Source organism: Duganella sp. AC917, assembly GCF_979258245.1.
The window spans coordinates 3,304,622-3,320,039 of record NZ_OZ409848.1; the positions used below are offsets into that span (position 1 = coordinate 3,304,622).

Genomic DNA, 15,418 nt, shown 5'->3' on the forward strand with positions numbered 1-15,418 from the left:
ACATGATTCGCCTGCAAAAAGTCAGCAAAACCTACCAGACCGACAAGGTCGAAACCCTGGCCCTGAAGGACATCGACCTGCACGTCGAAAAAGCTGAATTCTTATGCATCATGGGTCCCAGCGGCTGCGGCAAGAGTACCCTGCTCAATCTGATCGGTCTGCTGGACCATCCCGGCAGCGGCGTCATCCACGTCGCCGGCACACCGGTGGCCTCGTACAAGGACAAATACGTCGCCAGGCTGCGCAACCAGACCTTCGGCTTCATCTTCCAGAGCTTCCACCTGATCAACGACCTGCGCGTGGTCGACAACGTCGAGCTGCCGCTGTTGTACCGCAATATTTCAACCAAAAAGCGCCAGCGGCTGGCGCGCGAGGCGCTGGAAAAAGTCGGCCTCGGCGCGCGCATGGACCACTACCCCAACCAGCTCTCCGGCGGCCAGCAGCAGCGCGTGGCGATCGCCCGTGCCATTGTCGGCCAGCCGCAGGTGCTGCTCGCCGACGAGCCCACCGGCAACCTCGACAGCAAGATGGGCCAGGAGGTGATGGACATCCTGCTCCAGCTGCACAGCGAAGGCACGACCGTCATCATGGTCACCCACAACGAGCAGGAGGCGAAAATGGCCGGCCGCATCGTGCGCGTGTTCGACGGCCAATTGGTCGCGTAAGGGGGCCGCATGTTCAAAAACTATCTGCTGACGGCGTGGAAGGTCTTCATGCGCCGCAAGCTGTTCACCGCGATCAACCTGCTGTGCATCGTGCTAACCTTGGTGGTGCTGATGGTGATCACCGCGCTGCTGCAGCAAACTTTTTACCCTACGGGCGTCGAGGGCAGGAGCGACCGCTTCGTGCAAATGATCTTCATGCGCTCCAGTCACACTGAACAGCCCGGCATGCGCATGGGGACCTTCGGCTACAAGATCATCGACCAGTACCTGAAACCGATGAAAGGCGTCGAGGCCGTCTCGGCGACAATGATGCCGCAATCGGTGGCGGTCTATCAGGGCGACCGTGTCAGCGACGTGCTGCTGCGGCGCACCGACGCCGAATACTGGCGTATCCTCGATTTCAAGGTCGTCGCCGGGCGTGTAATCAGCGCCGACGACGTCGCGCAAGGGCGCTTCGTCGCCGTGCTGGGCCGAGCCACCGCGCGTCGCCTGTTCCCCGGCCAGCCCTACCTGGGCCAGAAGATCCTGGCGGACGGTCAAACCTTTACCGTCATCGGCGTGGTCGAGGAGGCGATGCACGTCAACGCCGGCGCCGACGTCTGGGTGCCGACCAGTGCCCTGGCCTCGAGCGACTACAAGAACGAGCAGTTCGGCATGTTCACCGTCATGATCATGGCGCGCACGGCGTCCGACCTGCCGGCGATCAAACGCGACATCGTGCGCATCGCCGGCACCGTGCGCTATGACGATCCAAAGCGCTTCAACAAAATGCAGTTCTGGGGCGATTCCAAGCTCGAGCTGTTCTCCCGCACATTGACCAGCAACACCGACGAGGACGCCGGCGTGCCCAAATTGCTGACCGCTATCGCCGTGCTCATGCTGCTGTTCATGGCGCTGCCGGCGCTCAACCTGATCAACCTCAACGTTGGCCGCATCATGGAGCGCAGCAGCGAAATCGGCGTGCGCAAGGCCTTCGGCGCCACCAGCGGCCAGTTGGTGGCGCAGCTGGTGCTGGAAAACGTCCTGCTGACCATGGTGGGCGGCGCGATCGCGCTGCTGTGCGCGGCGGGCACATTGTGGTGGATCAACGGCTGGGCGGCGCTGCCGGCGCTGCACATCGGCCTGAACCTGCCCGTGTTCGGCTACGGCCTGCTGCTCACGCTGGTGTTTGGCGTGCTGTCGGGTGTCATCCCCGCCTGGAAAATGTCGCGCCTGGACCCGGTCCGCGCGCTGAAAGGAAATTCCTGATGTTGCACCATCTCCTCAAACTGATCTGGAAGCGCAAATCGCGCAACATGATGCTGAGCCTGGAAATTCTGCTGGCCTTCATGATCGTGTTCTCCATTGCCGCCTTCGCCGTGCGCAACTACCAGCTGTACCAGATGCCGATCGGCTTCGGCTGGCGCGACCAGTGGTCGATCGCCATCCGCAATGCCCAGCCCATCCCCAACGACGCCGCCATGTACGACGCACTCAAGCGCGCGCTGCTTGACTTGCCAGAGGTGGAAAAGGTCGCCTTCAGCGCGTTGGCGCCGTACGAGCTGTCGCGCACGAACGCCTATTATTCGCTGCCGGACGGCAGCCGCCGCGTCGAGTCCGAAAGCATGCTTTCCACCGACGATTTTTTTGACGCCCTGCAGATGACGCCGGCGCAGGGTCGCTGGTACTCCAAGGCCGATGACGCCGCCGACGCCACGCCGACCGTCATCAACCGCTTGCTGGCCGACAAGCTGTTCCCCGGCATCCCGGCGGTCGGCCAGGTGTTCATCGACGCCGAATCCCACGGCACGCCGCAGCGCTACCGCGTCAGCGCGGTGGTCGAGCACTTCCGCTCCCACGGCGAATACATGGACCCGGTCTTTGTCATGCTGCCGCGCTTCGTTCCGGGGGTCGGAGACAACCCGCCGATGACCATCATACTCAGGGTTAAACAGGGCACGCCGCGAGCGTTCGAGGCGCGCCTGAGCGCCCGCCTCAAGCGCGAGCACAACGACTGGTCGTTCGTGATCACCCCGCTAAGCGAAGCGCGCAAAACGATGATGGGGTTGCAGACGTCGCCGCTGATCATCATTTCCGTGATCGCCGCCTTCCTGCTGGTGATGGTCGCCTTCGGCCTGTTCGGCGTGCTGTGGCAAAACACCACGCAGCGCATCCCGGAGATCGGCCTTCGGCGCGCGCTGGGCGCCGACGCCGGCCACATCTACCGGCAGATCATCGCCGAGCAGATGCTGTTGAGCACTGGGGCGATGGCGGTCGCGCTGTTGCTGCTGGTGCAGCTGCCGCTGACCGGCGTATTCGCGGACGCGCTGAACTGGCCAGTGTTTTTAGCGGCCACCGCGCTATCGGCCGGCGTGATCTATCTGCTATCCTTGCTGTGTTCGCTCTACCCGGGCTGGCGCGCCGCGCGCCTCAGTCCGACCCAGGCGCTGCATTATGAATAAGGTCGTTAGATGTTGATGGAATCATCCCGCAGGCAACGCATATTAATTGTTGACGACGACAGCGCGGTCCAGGTATCGCTGGCGCTGTTGCTCAAGCAGTCGGGCTACGACGCCGTCTGTTGCGACGACCCGGCGCAGGCGCTGGTGCTGCTGCCGCGCCAGCCGGTCGACCTGGTCTTGCAGGACATGAATTTCTCGCTGCAAACAACCGGCGAGGAGGGCTTGCAGCTGTTGGCCGACATCAAGCAGGCCCGACCCGCCCTGCCGGTGCTGCTGATGACGGCCTGGGGCTCGATCGCGCTGGCCGTGCGCGGCGTACAAGCCGGCGCCGCCAACTTTTTCACCAAGCCGTGGGATAACGCGCAGTTGATCGAACTGATCCGTGCGACCCTGGAAACGGCGGAGCCGGCCTCCTCGCTGCCGCAAACGGCCGTGTCGCGCCAGGCGCTGGACCAGCAGTTCGACTTCAGCGGCATCGTCGGCGAACACCCGCGCCTGCTCAAGGTGCTGGCCACCATCGGCCAGGTGGCCGCCACCCGCGCGCCGGTGCTGATCCTCGGCGAGAGCGGCAGCGGCAAGGAGCTGATCGCCGACGCCATCCACCGCAACAGCCCGCGCGCCGCGCGTCCCATCGTCAAGATCAACATGGGCGCGATCACGCCGTCGCTGTTTGAAAGCGAAATGTTCGGCCACGTGCGCGGCGCCTTCACCGACGCCAAGACCGACCGCAAAGGCCACGTGGCCAGCGCGCACGAAGGCACGCTCTTCCTCGACGAGATCGGTGAACTGAATCGCGCCGACCAAGTCAAACTACTGCGCGTGCTACAGGACCAGACGTACCAGGCGGTCGGCGCCAGCCGCACCGAGCGCGCCGACATCCGCGTGGTGTCGGCCACCAACCGCGAATTGGCCGAGCTGGTCGCCAGCGGCGAGTTCCGCGAGGATTTGTTCTACCGCCTGAACCTGATCACGATACGGCTGCCGCCGCTGCGCGAGCGCCGCAGCGATATTCCGCTGCTGGCGCGCCGCATCATCAGCGACGTGTCGGCCAGCTACGGGCTGGGGCCGGCAACGATCGCGCCGCAGGCGCTGGAGTGGCTCAGCGCGCAACCGTGGCCCGGCAATATCCGCCAGCTCAAACAAACGCTGGAGCGCACGCTGCTGCTGGTCGGCCGCAGCGAGCTGCGCCACGCCGACTTCATCGCGGCCGAGCAAAACGACGGCGCCCCGGCAGCATCGCGCTCCGGTTTGCGGGTCGACGGCATGACCCTGGAGCAGGTTGAGCGGCACATGATCGCGCACGCGCTGGACGAGCACCAAGGCAACATCTCACGCGTAGCCAAGGCGCTCGGCCTGAGCCGCACCGCGCTGTACCGCCGCCTGGAGCGCCATGGCCTGGGCGCCGCCCCGGACGGCGAATCCCCTTGATGAGCCTGCGCTATCGGCTCTACGCCTACCTGATCGCCGCGCACCTGCTGTTCCTGGTCCTGACGGTGGTGCTGTTGCGCACCTCGCCGGCGCTGATGATCGGCCTGGAGGTGGTTCTGCTGCTGAGCCTGATGCTGGGCGTGCGCCTGATCCGCCGCGCGCTCGAGCCGCTCGGCTATACGCGCCACTTCCATGATCTGCTGCAGGATCAGCACTACGCATCGCGCCTGCAACACAGCGCCGACCGCGAGCTGAACCAGTTGGTCGATCTATTCAACGAGATGCTGGCCCGGCTGTACCAGGAGCGCCTGCAAATCGGCGAGCAACAAGGTTTTCTCGACCGTCTGCTGGAGGCCACGCCCAGCGCGGTGATCGTGTTCGACTTCGACGGGCGCATCAGCCTGCTCAACGCCAGCGCACAGGCGCTGCTGGGGCTGGAGCTGGACGACGCCAAAGGCAAGCCGCTGCGCGCGTGGCTGGCCGGCGGCGCGCCGGCAGCTGCCGCGTCCGGCCGTTCTCCCGCCCTGCTGGCCCAGCTCGACCTGCTGCCGCTCGGCGAGAGCCACCTGCTGACCGACGCCGACGGCCGCCGCTACCGTGGCCAGCGCGGCCACTTCTACGATCGCGGCTTCGCCCGTCATTTCCTGTTGATCGAGGAACTGACCGAGGAACTGGAAAGTTCGGAAAAAGAAACCTACGACAAGCTGATACGGGTGCTCGCGCATGAAGTCAACAACACCGTCGCCGCGACCGGTTCGGTGCTCGACTCGCTGCTGTACTACCGCGACCAGCTCAACGACCGCGACGGCGACGACTTCAGCACCGCCATCGTCGCCGTCAAGCGCCGCAATGTCAGCCTGGGCGAGTTCATCGAGCGCTTCACGCGCGTGGTCAAGATGCCGGCGCCGGAGCTGCGTCCCAATGCCGTGCGCGACATCATGGACGACATCGTGTATCTCTACCGCGAGCCGTGCCGCGCGCGCGGTATCCGCATCGGCTGGGGACGCTGTGACGAGGTGCCGCCGGTGGCGCTGGACCGGCATTTGATCGAGCAGGCGCTGCTCAACGTGGTCAAGAACGCGATGGAGGCGGTGGAGGAAGCGGCGCTTGGCGAACGCCTTATCGAGTTTGTGCTGATCAATGAGGCGGAAGGCGCGCGCCTGTCGGTGCTCGACTCGGGCAACCTGCTGGGCGCGGTGCCGGCGCGGCAGTTGTTCACGCCGTTCTTCACCACTAAAAAGGGCGGCCAGGGGATCGGCCTGCTGTTCGTGCGCGAGGTGATGAACCGGCACGGGTTTGCTTACCGGCTGGCCGCGACCGGGGACGGGGCGACGCGGTTCGATATCTGGTTTAGCGCGGCGGGGTGATGGACGTTCCCGCTACGCATCGGCCACGGCTCAGAACTCTTCCCAATCGGCGGCCGGCGCTGCGGCTTTACTCAGCCTTGGCAGCGGCTTGGCCGGTTTCGCCAATGCCGTCTTGTTCGCTACCGCCACCGTGCGCGGGGCTTGCCTCGGCGCCCTGCCGGCGCCATCGACGCGGAACACGCTCACCACCCGCTCCAGATTGACCGCCTGCTGCTGCAACGCTTCGGCCGCGGCGGCAGCTTCTTCCACCAACGCGGCGTTTTGCTGCGTCACCCCGTCCATCTCGATGACGGCCTTGTTGATCTGCTCGATGCCCAGGCTTTGCTCGTCGCCGGCATTGGAGATGTCGGCCATGATGGTCGTCACGCGCTGCACGCTTTCCACCACCTCCTTCATCGTCAACCCGGCTTGCTGCACCTGGCGGCTGCCGATCTCGACCTTTTCGACCGAGTCGCCGATCAACTCCTTGATTTCCTTGGCGGCCGACGCCGAACGCTGCGCCAGGTTGCGCACCTCCGACGCCACCACCGCGAATCCCCTGCCCTGCTCGCCGGCGCGCGCTGCCTCGACCGCCGCGTTCAGCGCCAGGATGTTGGTCTGGAAGGCGATGCCGTCAATGACGCCGATGATGTCGACGATCTTGCGTGAAGACTCGTTGATCGCGCCCATCGTGCCGACCACCTCCGAGACCGCCTGACCGCCCTTGCGCGCCACGTCGGACGCGGCGTGCGCCAGCGCGTTGGCCTGGCGGGCGTTGTCGTTGTTCTGGCGTACCGCGCTGGTCAACTGTTCCATCGACGAGGCGGTTTCCTCGAGCGCACTGGCCTGCTCCTCGGTGCGCGACGACAAGTCCTGGTTGCCGGTGGCGATCTGCGTCGACGCCGTCGCGATGGTCTCGGTGCCGCTGCGCACCTCGGCGACGATGCCGGCCAACGAATCGCGCATCAGCTTCATCGCGTGCAGCATGCTGTGTTCGTCGCCGGTCCTGGTGTCGACCGACATGGTCAAGTCGCCGGAGGCGATGCGCCCGGCGATGTCGGCCGCGTAGCCCGGTTCGCCGCCCAGTTGGCGCAGCAGCGAACGGCCGATGGTTACGGCCGCCCCCACGCCGACCACGATGGCGATGCCGCTCAACACCAACATCAGCAGCCATGCCCGCTGGTAGGATTTCGCGGCTTCGGCGACATGCGCATGGTTGTCGGCCCGGTGCAAGGCGGCGTAGTCGTCCATGGCGTCCTGCCACTGCTGGGTTACGGGGCCGGCCTTGGTCATCACCACCACGACCGCCTCGGCGTCCTTCTGCGCCTGCGCCAGCGCGAACACGCTGTCATTCAAGGGCCGCGCCGCTTCGGCCAGCGCGGCGATGCGCTCGCGCACGGCCGTCTCCTTCGGGCTCGACGGCATCTTCGCCAGTTGCTCGAAGGCCTTGGCATAATCGGCCCGGGCCTGGTCCACCTTGACCATCTCGGTGCGGATGGCGTTGTCGTTGTCCAGCAGCACCACCGACCGCGACACCCGCGCGACGATATGCACCGACTCCGACATTTGTTCGACCAGCTCGCTCTTGACGACGTTCTCGTTGACGACGGTGTCGAGCTTGGCATGGATCGTGCTCATGTTAAACACGCCCAGCGCGGCCACGAACAGCAGCAGCACCAGGACCAGACCGAAGCCCAGGCTGAGCCGCGTGCCGACTTTCATGCTGTTGAGTGCCATGCAATGCCTCCTGAAGGTGGGAATCTCATCCGATTGTACGCGCGCTATTGCGATATCGATGAGGGACGATGCAGATGTGCAACAAATTCGTTTATACAAAAAACACATAGTGATATAGCTAAATATTCGCTCAATGCGCGATAACGGTCTCGTTTATATGATGAAACGCAGATAAAATGACCGACCGCTCAACATTTTCTGCTTCAGGCAAGCGAATGTGTGGCGGCCGAACAATCTTTAATTTGTGGCAAAGGGTAGGCAATGACGATGAACGTAGTGTTGAATCTGCTGGCGGCGCTGGTCTTGCTTGGCGTGCTGTACGCGCAGCAGCGCAAGCACGCGTCCTTTTCGGTGCGCGTATTCACCGGCATGGGGCTGGGCATCGTGCTGGGCGCGGCGCTGCAAGCGATCTACGGCGCCGGCTCGGCCGAACTGAAGATCACCGGCGACTACCTCGACATCGTCGGCTCGGGCTACGTCAAGCTGCTGCAGATGATCATCATGCCGCTGATCATGGTGTCGATCATCGCCGCCATCCTCAAACTGAAGGGCATGGATTCGCTGAGCAAGATCAGCGCGCTGACCATCGGCACCTTGATGGTCACCACCCTGATCGCCGCCGGCCTCGGCATCCTGATGGCCAAGCTGTTCCACCTGACGGCCGTCGGCCTGACCGCGTCGGCCGCCGACATCGCGCGCGGGGTCTACCTGCAAGGCAAGGTCGAAGCGGCGCAGGCGATCTCGCTGCCGAGCATGCTGCTCAGCTTCATCCCCGCCAATCCCTTCCTCGACCTGACCGGCGCGCGCAAGACCTCGACCATCGCGGTGGTCATCTTCGCCGTCTTCATCGGCATCGCCGCCACCGGCATCCACGATAAGAAGCCGGACATCTTCGCCTCGTTCGACAACTTCATCAAGGTCGCGCACGCCATCGTCATGCGCATCGTCACCTTGGTGCTGCGGCTGACGCCGTACGGCGTGTTCGCGCTGATGGCGCAGGTCGTATCGAGCTCCAGCTACAGCGACATCCTGCACCTGATCGACTTCGTGCTGGCCTCGTACAGCGCGTTGTTGCTGATGTTTGTGGTGCACCTGCTCATCGTCACCGGCGCCGGCCTGAACCCGTTGCGCTTCGTCAAAAAGATCTTGCCGGTACTTACCTTCGCGTTCACCTCGCGCAGCAGCGCCGGCGCCATACCGATGAGCGTGCAGACGCAGACGCTGCGCTTGGGCACATCCGAAGGCATCGCCAACTTCGCCGCCTCGTTCGGCGCCACCATCGGCCAGAACGGCTGCGCCGGCATCTACCCGGCAATGCTGGCGGTGATGATCGCCCCGACCGTCGGCATCGACCCGTTCACCGCGCATTTCATCCTGCCGCTACTGGCCATCATCACCATCGGCTCGGTCGGCGTGGCGGGAGTTGGCGGCGGCGCCACGTTCGCCGCGCTGATCGTGCTGTCTTCAATGAACCTGCCGGTGGCGCTGGCCGGACTGCTGATCTCGATCGAACCGTTGATCGACATGGGCCGCACCGCGCTCAACGTCAGCGGTTCGATCACCGCCGGCACGGTCACCAGCCGACTGATGGGCGAGACCGACTTGGCCGTTTTCAACAGCGACGCCGACCTGCCAATTGACAGCGACACGATACGGAAAACGGCTTGACCCTCAATCGGGAGTCGTCAGAAAATAAAGGGAACCGCACTTCTGCGGCCATTGTCTAAATGTTTTCCCTGACCTTTTTTTCGAAAGGAAAGAATGATGACTTCCCTCCATAAAGCAAGCAAAGTAGTATTGGGCGCGGCCTTTGCCGTCGCGCTGCTGGCCGGTTGCAACAAGCGTCCGGCCGACCAGCCACAAACCCCGTCGGCGACGCCTGAAAGCAGCAGCAGCCCGTCGACGCCGTCGACCACGCCAAGCCCAACCCCGGACGCCACCACACCTGGCGCGACCGGCGCCGGCTCCGGTGGTACGGGTAGCGGCAGCGGCACCAGCGGCGGTGCGGGCGGCGCGGGCGGCACTGGCGCCGGCGGCACCAGCAGCGGCGGCAGCGGCGCCGGCACCGGCGGCGCTGGCAGCAGCGGTGGCACCGGTGGCACGGGCAGCGGCGGCGCAGGCGCCGGCGGCACCGGCGGCGGCTCGACCACTCCACCGGGCCAGTAACCCGGCGGCTGAGGTAGGCGGGCGACATCCTGGCGCGGCCTGTGCCGGACTGTTGCGTATAGACCATACGCAACAATTGGTGAGATTCCGTAGGGTAAATCGTCCTAGAATGGGGCCATGCAAGCTCATCCCCAATCAGACCAAGGCCACTATGTCGCCCCTCGACCGACCGACCGATTTTGAGGCCGGACCGCGCACAGAGACCCGTGCCCTGGTCTCTGACGACGTGGCGGTTTTGAGTGCGCCGCCATCGGGCACGTTGGCACTAGTGATTGGTTTGTTCGTCGTGCCGGCGGCTTGCGCCGGGGGTATCGTCATGCTTTACAGCCTGGGATTTCCCAGCGCTGAAAAGATACGGCAAAGCGCGATGGAACGAGCGTTGGTTTCATGCCGCGCAGCGATTATCACCAGCGCGAACGCCCCCACGATCGATTGGCGCGTCATGTTGCGCGCCCCCAGCCACAGCAGCGTCACCGCCAATCAAATTTCTTTTTCCTGGCATGACGACGTGATCAATGTGACGGGCGCGAAGCATCGCCGAGCGCCCGCCACGTGCCAGTGGACTTACTCCACCGGCATGCTCACCGGCTTAAAAATTAACGGCGACACGCGCCCGTAAGCGCGTCGGGCGCCGCCTCAGCGGCAAGCGACGGCAAGCGCGCCGCAGCTGCGCGCTCGCGCGCGTGATTAGAACTTGTAGTTGTACGACAGGCCAATCAGCGACAGGTGCGTGTTATACGTGCCACGGGTGGTCTCGCCATTGCCGGTGCAGGTGCGCGACAAGGTGTTGCACTGGTTCGTGTAGTTCACCTGGGCGTCCTTGAAGTCGACATAGCTGTACGCCAGATCGATCGACGAACGCGCATCGAGCTTCCAGTTCATGCCCAGCGAATATTGCATGCGGTCGCTGTCCGGCAGCGCCGGGTGGCGCAGCTCGGCGTTTTGCACCGGCGATTCGTCGAACGCCACACCGGCGCGCAACGTCACGTTCTCGTTGTAGACATAGTTGCCGCCCACCGCCACGCGCACCGTGTTTTTCCACTGCTGACGAATCACTTCTGCGCCTTCGGTCGTGCCTGGGAACTCGATGTCGAGGTTGCCCAGACGGTTATGACGCGACCAAGTCACGTCGGCCATGCCGGCCCACTTCGAATCGAACTGGTGGAACACGTTGGCCGACAGCGTGTCCGGCGTACGCAACGACACCAGTGCGGCCGAGTTGGCGCGGTTTGATGCGCTGGCCAGCACGCCGTTGACAACGCGGTCGGTGGTCACGTTCGAGAAGTCCCAGATGGTGCTGCCCTTCATCTTGTGGCTGATCGACGAACGATAGCTCAGGCCGAAGCGGGTGTTCTCGTCCAACGTGAACATATAGCCCAGGTTGAAACCGTAGCCCCAATCCTTGACCTCGTTCTCGCCACGGCCGTCGCCGGCGGTCGCCAGCAGCGCCGGATTGCCGCCCAGCGCGGTGATCTGACGGATCAGCGCGGCGCCTTGCGCGGCGCCGGCCGGCGTGCGCAGCGCGGCGACGGTGCCCGGCACGTCGACCGCCTGGCCCAGTTCTGCCTTCATGTGTTCGGCGTCGATGCCGAAGCCGAACGAATGCTGCTGGTTCAGCTTGAACGATACCGACGGATTGAGCGTCACGGCCTCGACCAATACATCGGTCAGCGCATAGCGGCCGTTCCAGGTGCTACCGTAGTTCAACTTCGCGCCATACGGCACGAACACGCCGAAGCCGACGGCCCACTGGTCGTTCAACTTCTTGGACGCGTACAGCGACGGCGCGGTCACCGAATTGGGGGCAAAGTCGCTGGTCTGGGTGCCGCCAGTGCGGGTGCCGGTGAAGCGGGTCGAGCCGGTGTCGGTATAGGTCGAGTGCGGCACCACGACGGTGGCGCCGGCGCTGATCTGTGTGCCTTCCAGACGCGACAGGCCGGCTGGATTGTAGAAGATGGTCGAAGCGTCGTTGGCTTCGGCGCCGCTGGCGTCGGCGGTGCCCTGGGCCGACACGCTTTGCGAGCCGAAGCGGTAGCCGGAAGCGCTGGCGCCGGTGGTCATCACGCTCAGGGCGGCGGCGATAATCAGGGGAAGATGTTTGCGTTGCATGGTGGAGTCTCTCATTGTGGTAGGCGCGTTTGCGCCAGGTTTTTTTCTGGTTCCGCAGCCGATCAAGCCGATGAGGCCGGATTTGGTGCTGGAAGGCCAGCAGCTTACTACATTAATAAATTTTACGGGAAGACGTGTTACTAGAGTGCAAGCACTAATTTTCACCTTGAAACCGAGCACTTGCTCTGCATTCAGCCGTAAAAAAAGGGCCCGAAGGCCCTTCTCACCCCCCTCCGCTGTTTTATTGCGGATCGAAGGCGCTCTTGTTGAGCGACACGGCCGGGGCGACGACGCCCGGCGCGCCGCCGCCGTGCTTGCCGGTGATTTTGCCGACCACCCACATCAGCGAGCGGTAGATAAAGCGGATCAACGTCAGGAACAACAGCACTTCGATTGCCGTCAGCACGAACGCGATGGCCGTGCCCCAGGCGCCGAAGCGGCCGGTCCAGTGATCGACCCGGCGCTTGAACTTGAGCGACAGGCTGTCCTTGTTGATCTCGATGCTGTCGTAGAAGGTCGGCACCATCAGCAAGGTCAGCACGGTCGAGGTGATCGTGCCGCCGATGATGGCGATCGCCATCGGACGGTAGAACTCGCCGCCCTCGCCCAACGCCAGCGCGACAGGGAACATGCCGGCGATCAGCGCGAACGTCGTCATCAGGATCGGACGCAGACGCATGCGGCCGGCGTACATCAGCGCGTCCTCGCGGCTGTAGCCCTCCTCCTCGCGTGTGCGGGCGGCGTCGAGCAACAGAATCGCGTTCTTGGCTACCAGACCCATCAACATGATCACCCCGATCAAACTCATCAGGTTAATGGTGCCGTTGGTCATCAGCAGGCCCAGCACCACGCCGATCAGCGACAGCGGCAACGACAGCATGACCGCGATCGGCGCCGTGAACGAGCCGAACTGCATCACCAGGATCAGGTACATCAGGCCGATACCGGCCAGCAGCGAGATCATCATCTGGCTGAACACTTCGTTCATGTCCTTGCCGGCGCCGCCCAGCGACAGGCCGTAACCCGGCGGGAAGTCGATTTCCTTGGCCAGTTTCATGGCGTCGTTGGTCACCTCGCCCGGCGAGCGGCCCTGGGCGTTGGCGCTCACCGAGATGATGCGCTTGCCATCCTTGTGCTTGATGGTCGACGGACCCTTGCCCATTGTCACGCTGGCGATCTGGTCGAGCGGCACCATCTGGTTGGTGCCGGCCACGCTGATCGGCAGGCGCTCGATGTTCTCGGCGCTGGTGCGGTCTTCCGGCGCCAGACGCACCGCAACGTCGCGCGATTCGCCGGTCGGGTCGACCCAATCGCCCACTTCGATACCGGCAAAGGCCACGCGCAATGCCTGCGCGGCGTCACCGGCGGCGATGCCCATCGAGTTCGCCAAGCCACGGTTCAGTTCGATCTGCAGCTCGTCCTTCGGATCCTGCTCGGACAGGCTGACATCGACCGCGCCCGGCACCTTGCGCAGGCGGTCCATATAGGCGTTGGTAATTTCCATCAGCTTGCGCGAATCGGCGCCGGTGAACTGGATCTCGACCGGCTTGCTGGCGTTGTTGCTCAAATCCTCCAGCACCGTGAACTCGGCGCCGACCAGGCCGGCCAGCTTCTCGCGCAATTCCTTGGCGATCTCGATCGCCGAACGCTTGCGCTCGGTCTTCTTGCCGATGTCGACGTAAATGCGGCCGCCGGTCGGGTTGACGTAGGCGTTGGTCTGCTTGGTTTCCTTGATCGTGAAGGCGACCTTGGCGGCGCGGTCCAGTTTCAGGCGCGAGTACTCCAGGCTGGCCGACGACGGCGCCCGCACATCAATGGCAATGGTGCCGAAGTCCGACGACGGCAGGAAGCTGAAGCCGCCCAGCTTGGCCTGCAGCGCCAGCGCGCCGGCAAAGGTCAGCACGGCCAGGATGGCCATCGCTTTGCGGTGGTGCAATGCCCAGGCGATGACGTTGCCGTAGCGGTCGGCCTGGCGGTCGAACCAGTGGTTGAAGTGCTCAAGCACGCGGCCCACGCCCTTGCGCGGCGCCGTGTGGTGGTCCGGCGGGTCGCCCCAGAAGGCCGACAGCATCGGGTCCAGGGTGAACGAGATCAGCAGCGAGACCGCGACCGAGCACGTCACCGTCAAGGCGAACGGACGGAACCATTCGCCTGTGATGCCCGGCATGAACGCCACCGGAATGAACACGGCCATGATGGAGAAGGTCGTGGCGGCCACGGCCATGCCGATTTCGGCCGTGCCGTTGAGCGCGGCGGTGCGGCGGTCGGCGCCCATCTGCATATGGCGCACGATGTTTTCCCGCACCACGATGGCATCATCGATCAGCACGCCGATGGCCAGCGACAGGCCCAGCAAGGTCATGAAGTTCAAGGTGAAGCCGCACAGCCACACGCCGATGAACGCGGCAACGACCGAGGTAGGCAGGCTGAGCGCAGTGATCATCGTCGAGCGCCACGAATTCAAGAACGCGTAGACCACGAAAATGGTCAGGCCGGCGCCGAACACCAGCGCCTCGATCACGTTGTTGAGGCTGTTCTCGGCGTTCTCGCCGCCATCTTCGGTCACTTCCAAGGTGGCGCCGGCCGGCAATTCCTTGCGCATTTCCTCGACCATGGCCTTGACCTTGCGCGCCACCGTCACGGTCGACGCGTCCTTCGAGCGGGTGATCGAAATACCGACGTTGGGCTTGCCCGAGCGCACGCTCAGCGAGCTCATTTCGGCGAAGCCGTCCTCGATGGTCGCCACTTGCGCCAGGCGCACCAGTTCGTCGCCGTTGCGCTTGACCACCACTTGCTGGAAGTCCTCGGGGCGCTCGATGCGGCCCACCAGGCGGATGCTCTTCTCGTCGAGCTCGCCCTTGACCTTGCCCACCGGCGCGTTGGTGTTCTGGTTGCGCAAGGCATTAACCACCTCGCCCACCGAGACATTGTATTCACGCAGCTTTTCAGCCTTGAGCAGCACGCTCAGTTCGCGCTTGAGCGAACCGTCGATGTTGACCGAGGCCACGCCGTCGATGCCGCGGAAGCGGTCGGCCAGCTTGTCCTCGGCCAGGCGCGAGATGACCGCGTGGCTTTGCACGCTCGACGACAGCGCCAGCTGCATGACCGGCTGGGCCGAAGTATCGATGCGCTGCAGAATCGGTTCGCGCATCTCGATCGGCAGCTTGTAGCGCACCGACGCGATCGAATTGCGGATCTCGTCGGAGGCTTCGATCAAATTCTTGCTGAAAGCGAACTTGATGAACACGCGCGCCTGCCCCTCGGACGCGGTCGAGTTGACCTCGGTCACGCCGGTGATCGACTGGAACGACTTTTCAAGCCGGTTGACGATCTCGCGCTCGACCGTTTCCGGCGAGGCGCCCGGATACGGAATCATGACGACAATGAACGGCACTTCGACGTCCGGATTCTGGTTGACCCGCAATTTGCTCAACGCCATCAGGCCCAGGCACATCATGGCGACGATCAGCACGATCGTCGCGACCGGCCGTTTGATACTGAAATCGGATAAGAACATCGCGTTATT

11 protein-coding genes are annotated in these 15,418 nt (G+C 64.1%); 8 read left to right on the top strand and 3 right to left on the bottom strand.

What is annotated here, in order from left to right; translation table 11 throughout:
• The first annotated feature begins 2 nt into the window (after positions 1–2).
• Genes ACZ0BA_RS14345 through ACZ0BA_RS14365 form a run of 5 tightly spaced genes read left to right on the top strand, consistent with a single transcriptional unit; the run spans position 3 to position 5,901 of the window.
• Positions 3–665, top strand: a complete 663-nt coding sequence (locus tag ACZ0BA_RS14345) for an ABC transporter ATP-binding protein (RefSeq protein ID WP_463451916.1) — start codon at positions 3–5, stop codon at positions 663–665.
• A gap of 9 nt (positions 666–674) precedes the next feature.
• The gene (locus ACZ0BA_RS14350; RefSeq protein ID WP_463451917.1) at positions 675–1,913 is read left to right on the top strand and encodes an ABC transporter permease; all 1,239 of its coding nucleotides are present in this window, start codon (positions 675–677) and stop codon (positions 1,911–1,913) included.
• The gene (locus ACZ0BA_RS14355) at positions 1,913–3,106 is read left to right on the top strand and encodes an ABC transporter permease (RefSeq protein ID WP_463451918.1); all 1,194 of its coding nucleotides are present in this window, start codon (positions 1,913–1,915) and stop codon (positions 3,104–3,106) included. Before ACZ0BA_RS14350 ends, ACZ0BA_RS14355 begins: the two co-directional genes overlap by 1 nt.
• Positions 3,107–3,121: 15 nt before the next feature.
• The gene (locus tag ACZ0BA_RS14360) at positions 3,122–4,534 is read left to right on the top strand and encodes a sigma-54-dependent transcriptional regulator (RefSeq protein ID WP_463451919.1); all 1,413 of its coding nucleotides are present in this window, start codon (positions 3,122–3,124) and stop codon (positions 4,532–4,534) included.
• Positions 4,534–5,901: a sensor histidine kinase gene (locus ACZ0BA_RS14365; RefSeq protein WP_463451920.1), complete on the top strand. Its 1,368-nt coding sequence runs from the start codon at positions 4,534–4,536 to the stop codon at positions 5,899–5,901. The genes ACZ0BA_RS14360 and ACZ0BA_RS14365 overlap by 1 nt, the downstream gene beginning before the upstream one ends.
• Positions 5,902–5,931: 30 nt before the next feature.
• Here the strand turns inward: ACZ0BA_RS14365 and ACZ0BA_RS14370 are convergent, their stop codons facing one another.
• The gene (locus ACZ0BA_RS14370) at positions 5,932–7,617 is read right to left on the bottom strand and encodes a methyl-accepting chemotaxis protein (protein ID WP_463451921.1); all 1,686 of its coding nucleotides are present in this window, start codon (positions 7,615–7,617) and stop codon (positions 5,932–5,934) included.
• Positions 7,618–7,878: 261 nt separating this feature from the next.
• Here ACZ0BA_RS14370 and ACZ0BA_RS14375 point away from each other — a divergent pair, with 261 nt between their 5' ends.
• From ACZ0BA_RS14375 to ACZ0BA_RS14385, 3 genes are all read left to right on the top strand, one after another.
• Positions 7,879–9,285: an L-cystine transporter gene (locus ACZ0BA_RS14375; protein WP_463451922.1), complete on the top strand. Its 1,407-nt coding sequence runs from the start codon at positions 7,879–7,881 to the stop codon at positions 9,283–9,285.
• A 96-nt stretch (positions 9,286–9,381) separates the two neighbouring features.
• Positions 9,382–9,783, top strand: coding sequence for a hypothetical protein (locus ACZ0BA_RS14380; RefSeq protein ID WP_463451923.1), 402 nt, complete (start codon positions 9,382–9,384; stop codon positions 9,781–9,783).
• A gap of 151 nt (positions 9,784–9,934) precedes the next feature.
• A complete protein-coding gene (locus tag ACZ0BA_RS14385; RefSeq protein ID WP_463451924.1) occupies positions 9,935–10,402 on the top strand; it encodes a hypothetical protein in 468 nt (155 codons plus the stop codon).
• 68 nt (positions 10,403–10,470) lie between these two features.
• Here ACZ0BA_RS14385 and ACZ0BA_RS14390 read toward each other — a convergent pair whose 3' ends face one another.
• Both ACZ0BA_RS14390 and ACZ0BA_RS14395 read right to left on the bottom strand, forming a co-directional pair.
• Positions 10,471–11,892, bottom strand: a complete 1,422-nt coding sequence (locus ACZ0BA_RS14390) for an OmpP1/FadL family transporter (protein ID WP_463451925.1) — start codon at positions 11,890–11,892, stop codon at positions 10,471–10,473.
• Between the two features lie 241 nt (positions 11,893–12,133).
• Positions 12,134–15,409, bottom strand: coding sequence for an efflux RND transporter permease subunit (locus ACZ0BA_RS14395; RefSeq protein ID WP_463451926.1), 3,276 nt, complete (start codon positions 15,407–15,409; stop codon positions 12,134–12,136).
• Positions 15,410–15,418: the final 9 nt, after the last annotated feature.

Bases quoted from the DNA above. Each gene is read 5' to 3' on its own strand.
- ACZ0BA_RS14380 (WP_463451923.1), top strand. From the start codon at position 9,382: ATGACTTCCCTCCATAAAGCAAGCAAAGTAGTATTGGGCGCGGCCTTT.
- ACZ0BA_RS14350 (WP_463451917.1), top strand. From the start codon at position 675: ATGTTCAAAAACTATCTGCTGACGGCGTGGAAGGTCTTCATGCGCCGC.
- ACZ0BA_RS14395 (WP_463451926.1), bottom strand. From the start codon at position 15,409: ATGTTCTTATCCGATTTCAGTATCAAACGGCCGGTCGCGACGATCGTG.
- ACZ0BA_RS14390 (WP_463451925.1), bottom strand. From the start codon at position 11,892: ATGCAACGCAAACATCTTCCCCTGATTATCGCCGCCGCCCTGAGCGTG.
- ACZ0BA_RS14375 (WP_463451922.1), top strand. From the start codon at position 7,879: ATGACGATGAACGTAGTGTTGAATCTGCTGGCGGCGCTGGTCTTGCTT.
- ACZ0BA_RS14345 (WP_463451916.1), top strand. From the start codon at position 3: ATGATTCGCCTGCAAAAAGTCAGCAAAACCTACCAGACCGACAAGGTC.
- ACZ0BA_RS14385 (WP_463451924.1), top strand. From the start codon at position 9,935: ATGTCGCCCCTCGACCGACCGACCGATTTTGAGGCCGGACCGCGCACA.
- ACZ0BA_RS14360 (WP_463451919.1), top strand. From the start codon at position 3,122: ATGGAATCATCCCGCAGGCAACGCATATTAATTGTTGACGACGACAGC.
- ACZ0BA_RS14365 (WP_463451920.1), top strand. From the start codon at position 4,534: ATGAGCCTGCGCTATCGGCTCTACGCCTACCTGATCGCCGCGCACCTG.
- ACZ0BA_RS14370 (WP_463451921.1), bottom strand. From the start codon at position 7,617: ATGGCACTCAACAGCATGAAAGTCGGCACGCGGCTCAGCCTGGGCTTC.
- ACZ0BA_RS14355 (WP_463451918.1), top strand. From the start codon at position 1,913: ATGTTGCACCATCTCCTCAAACTGATCTGGAAGCGCAAATCGCGCAAC.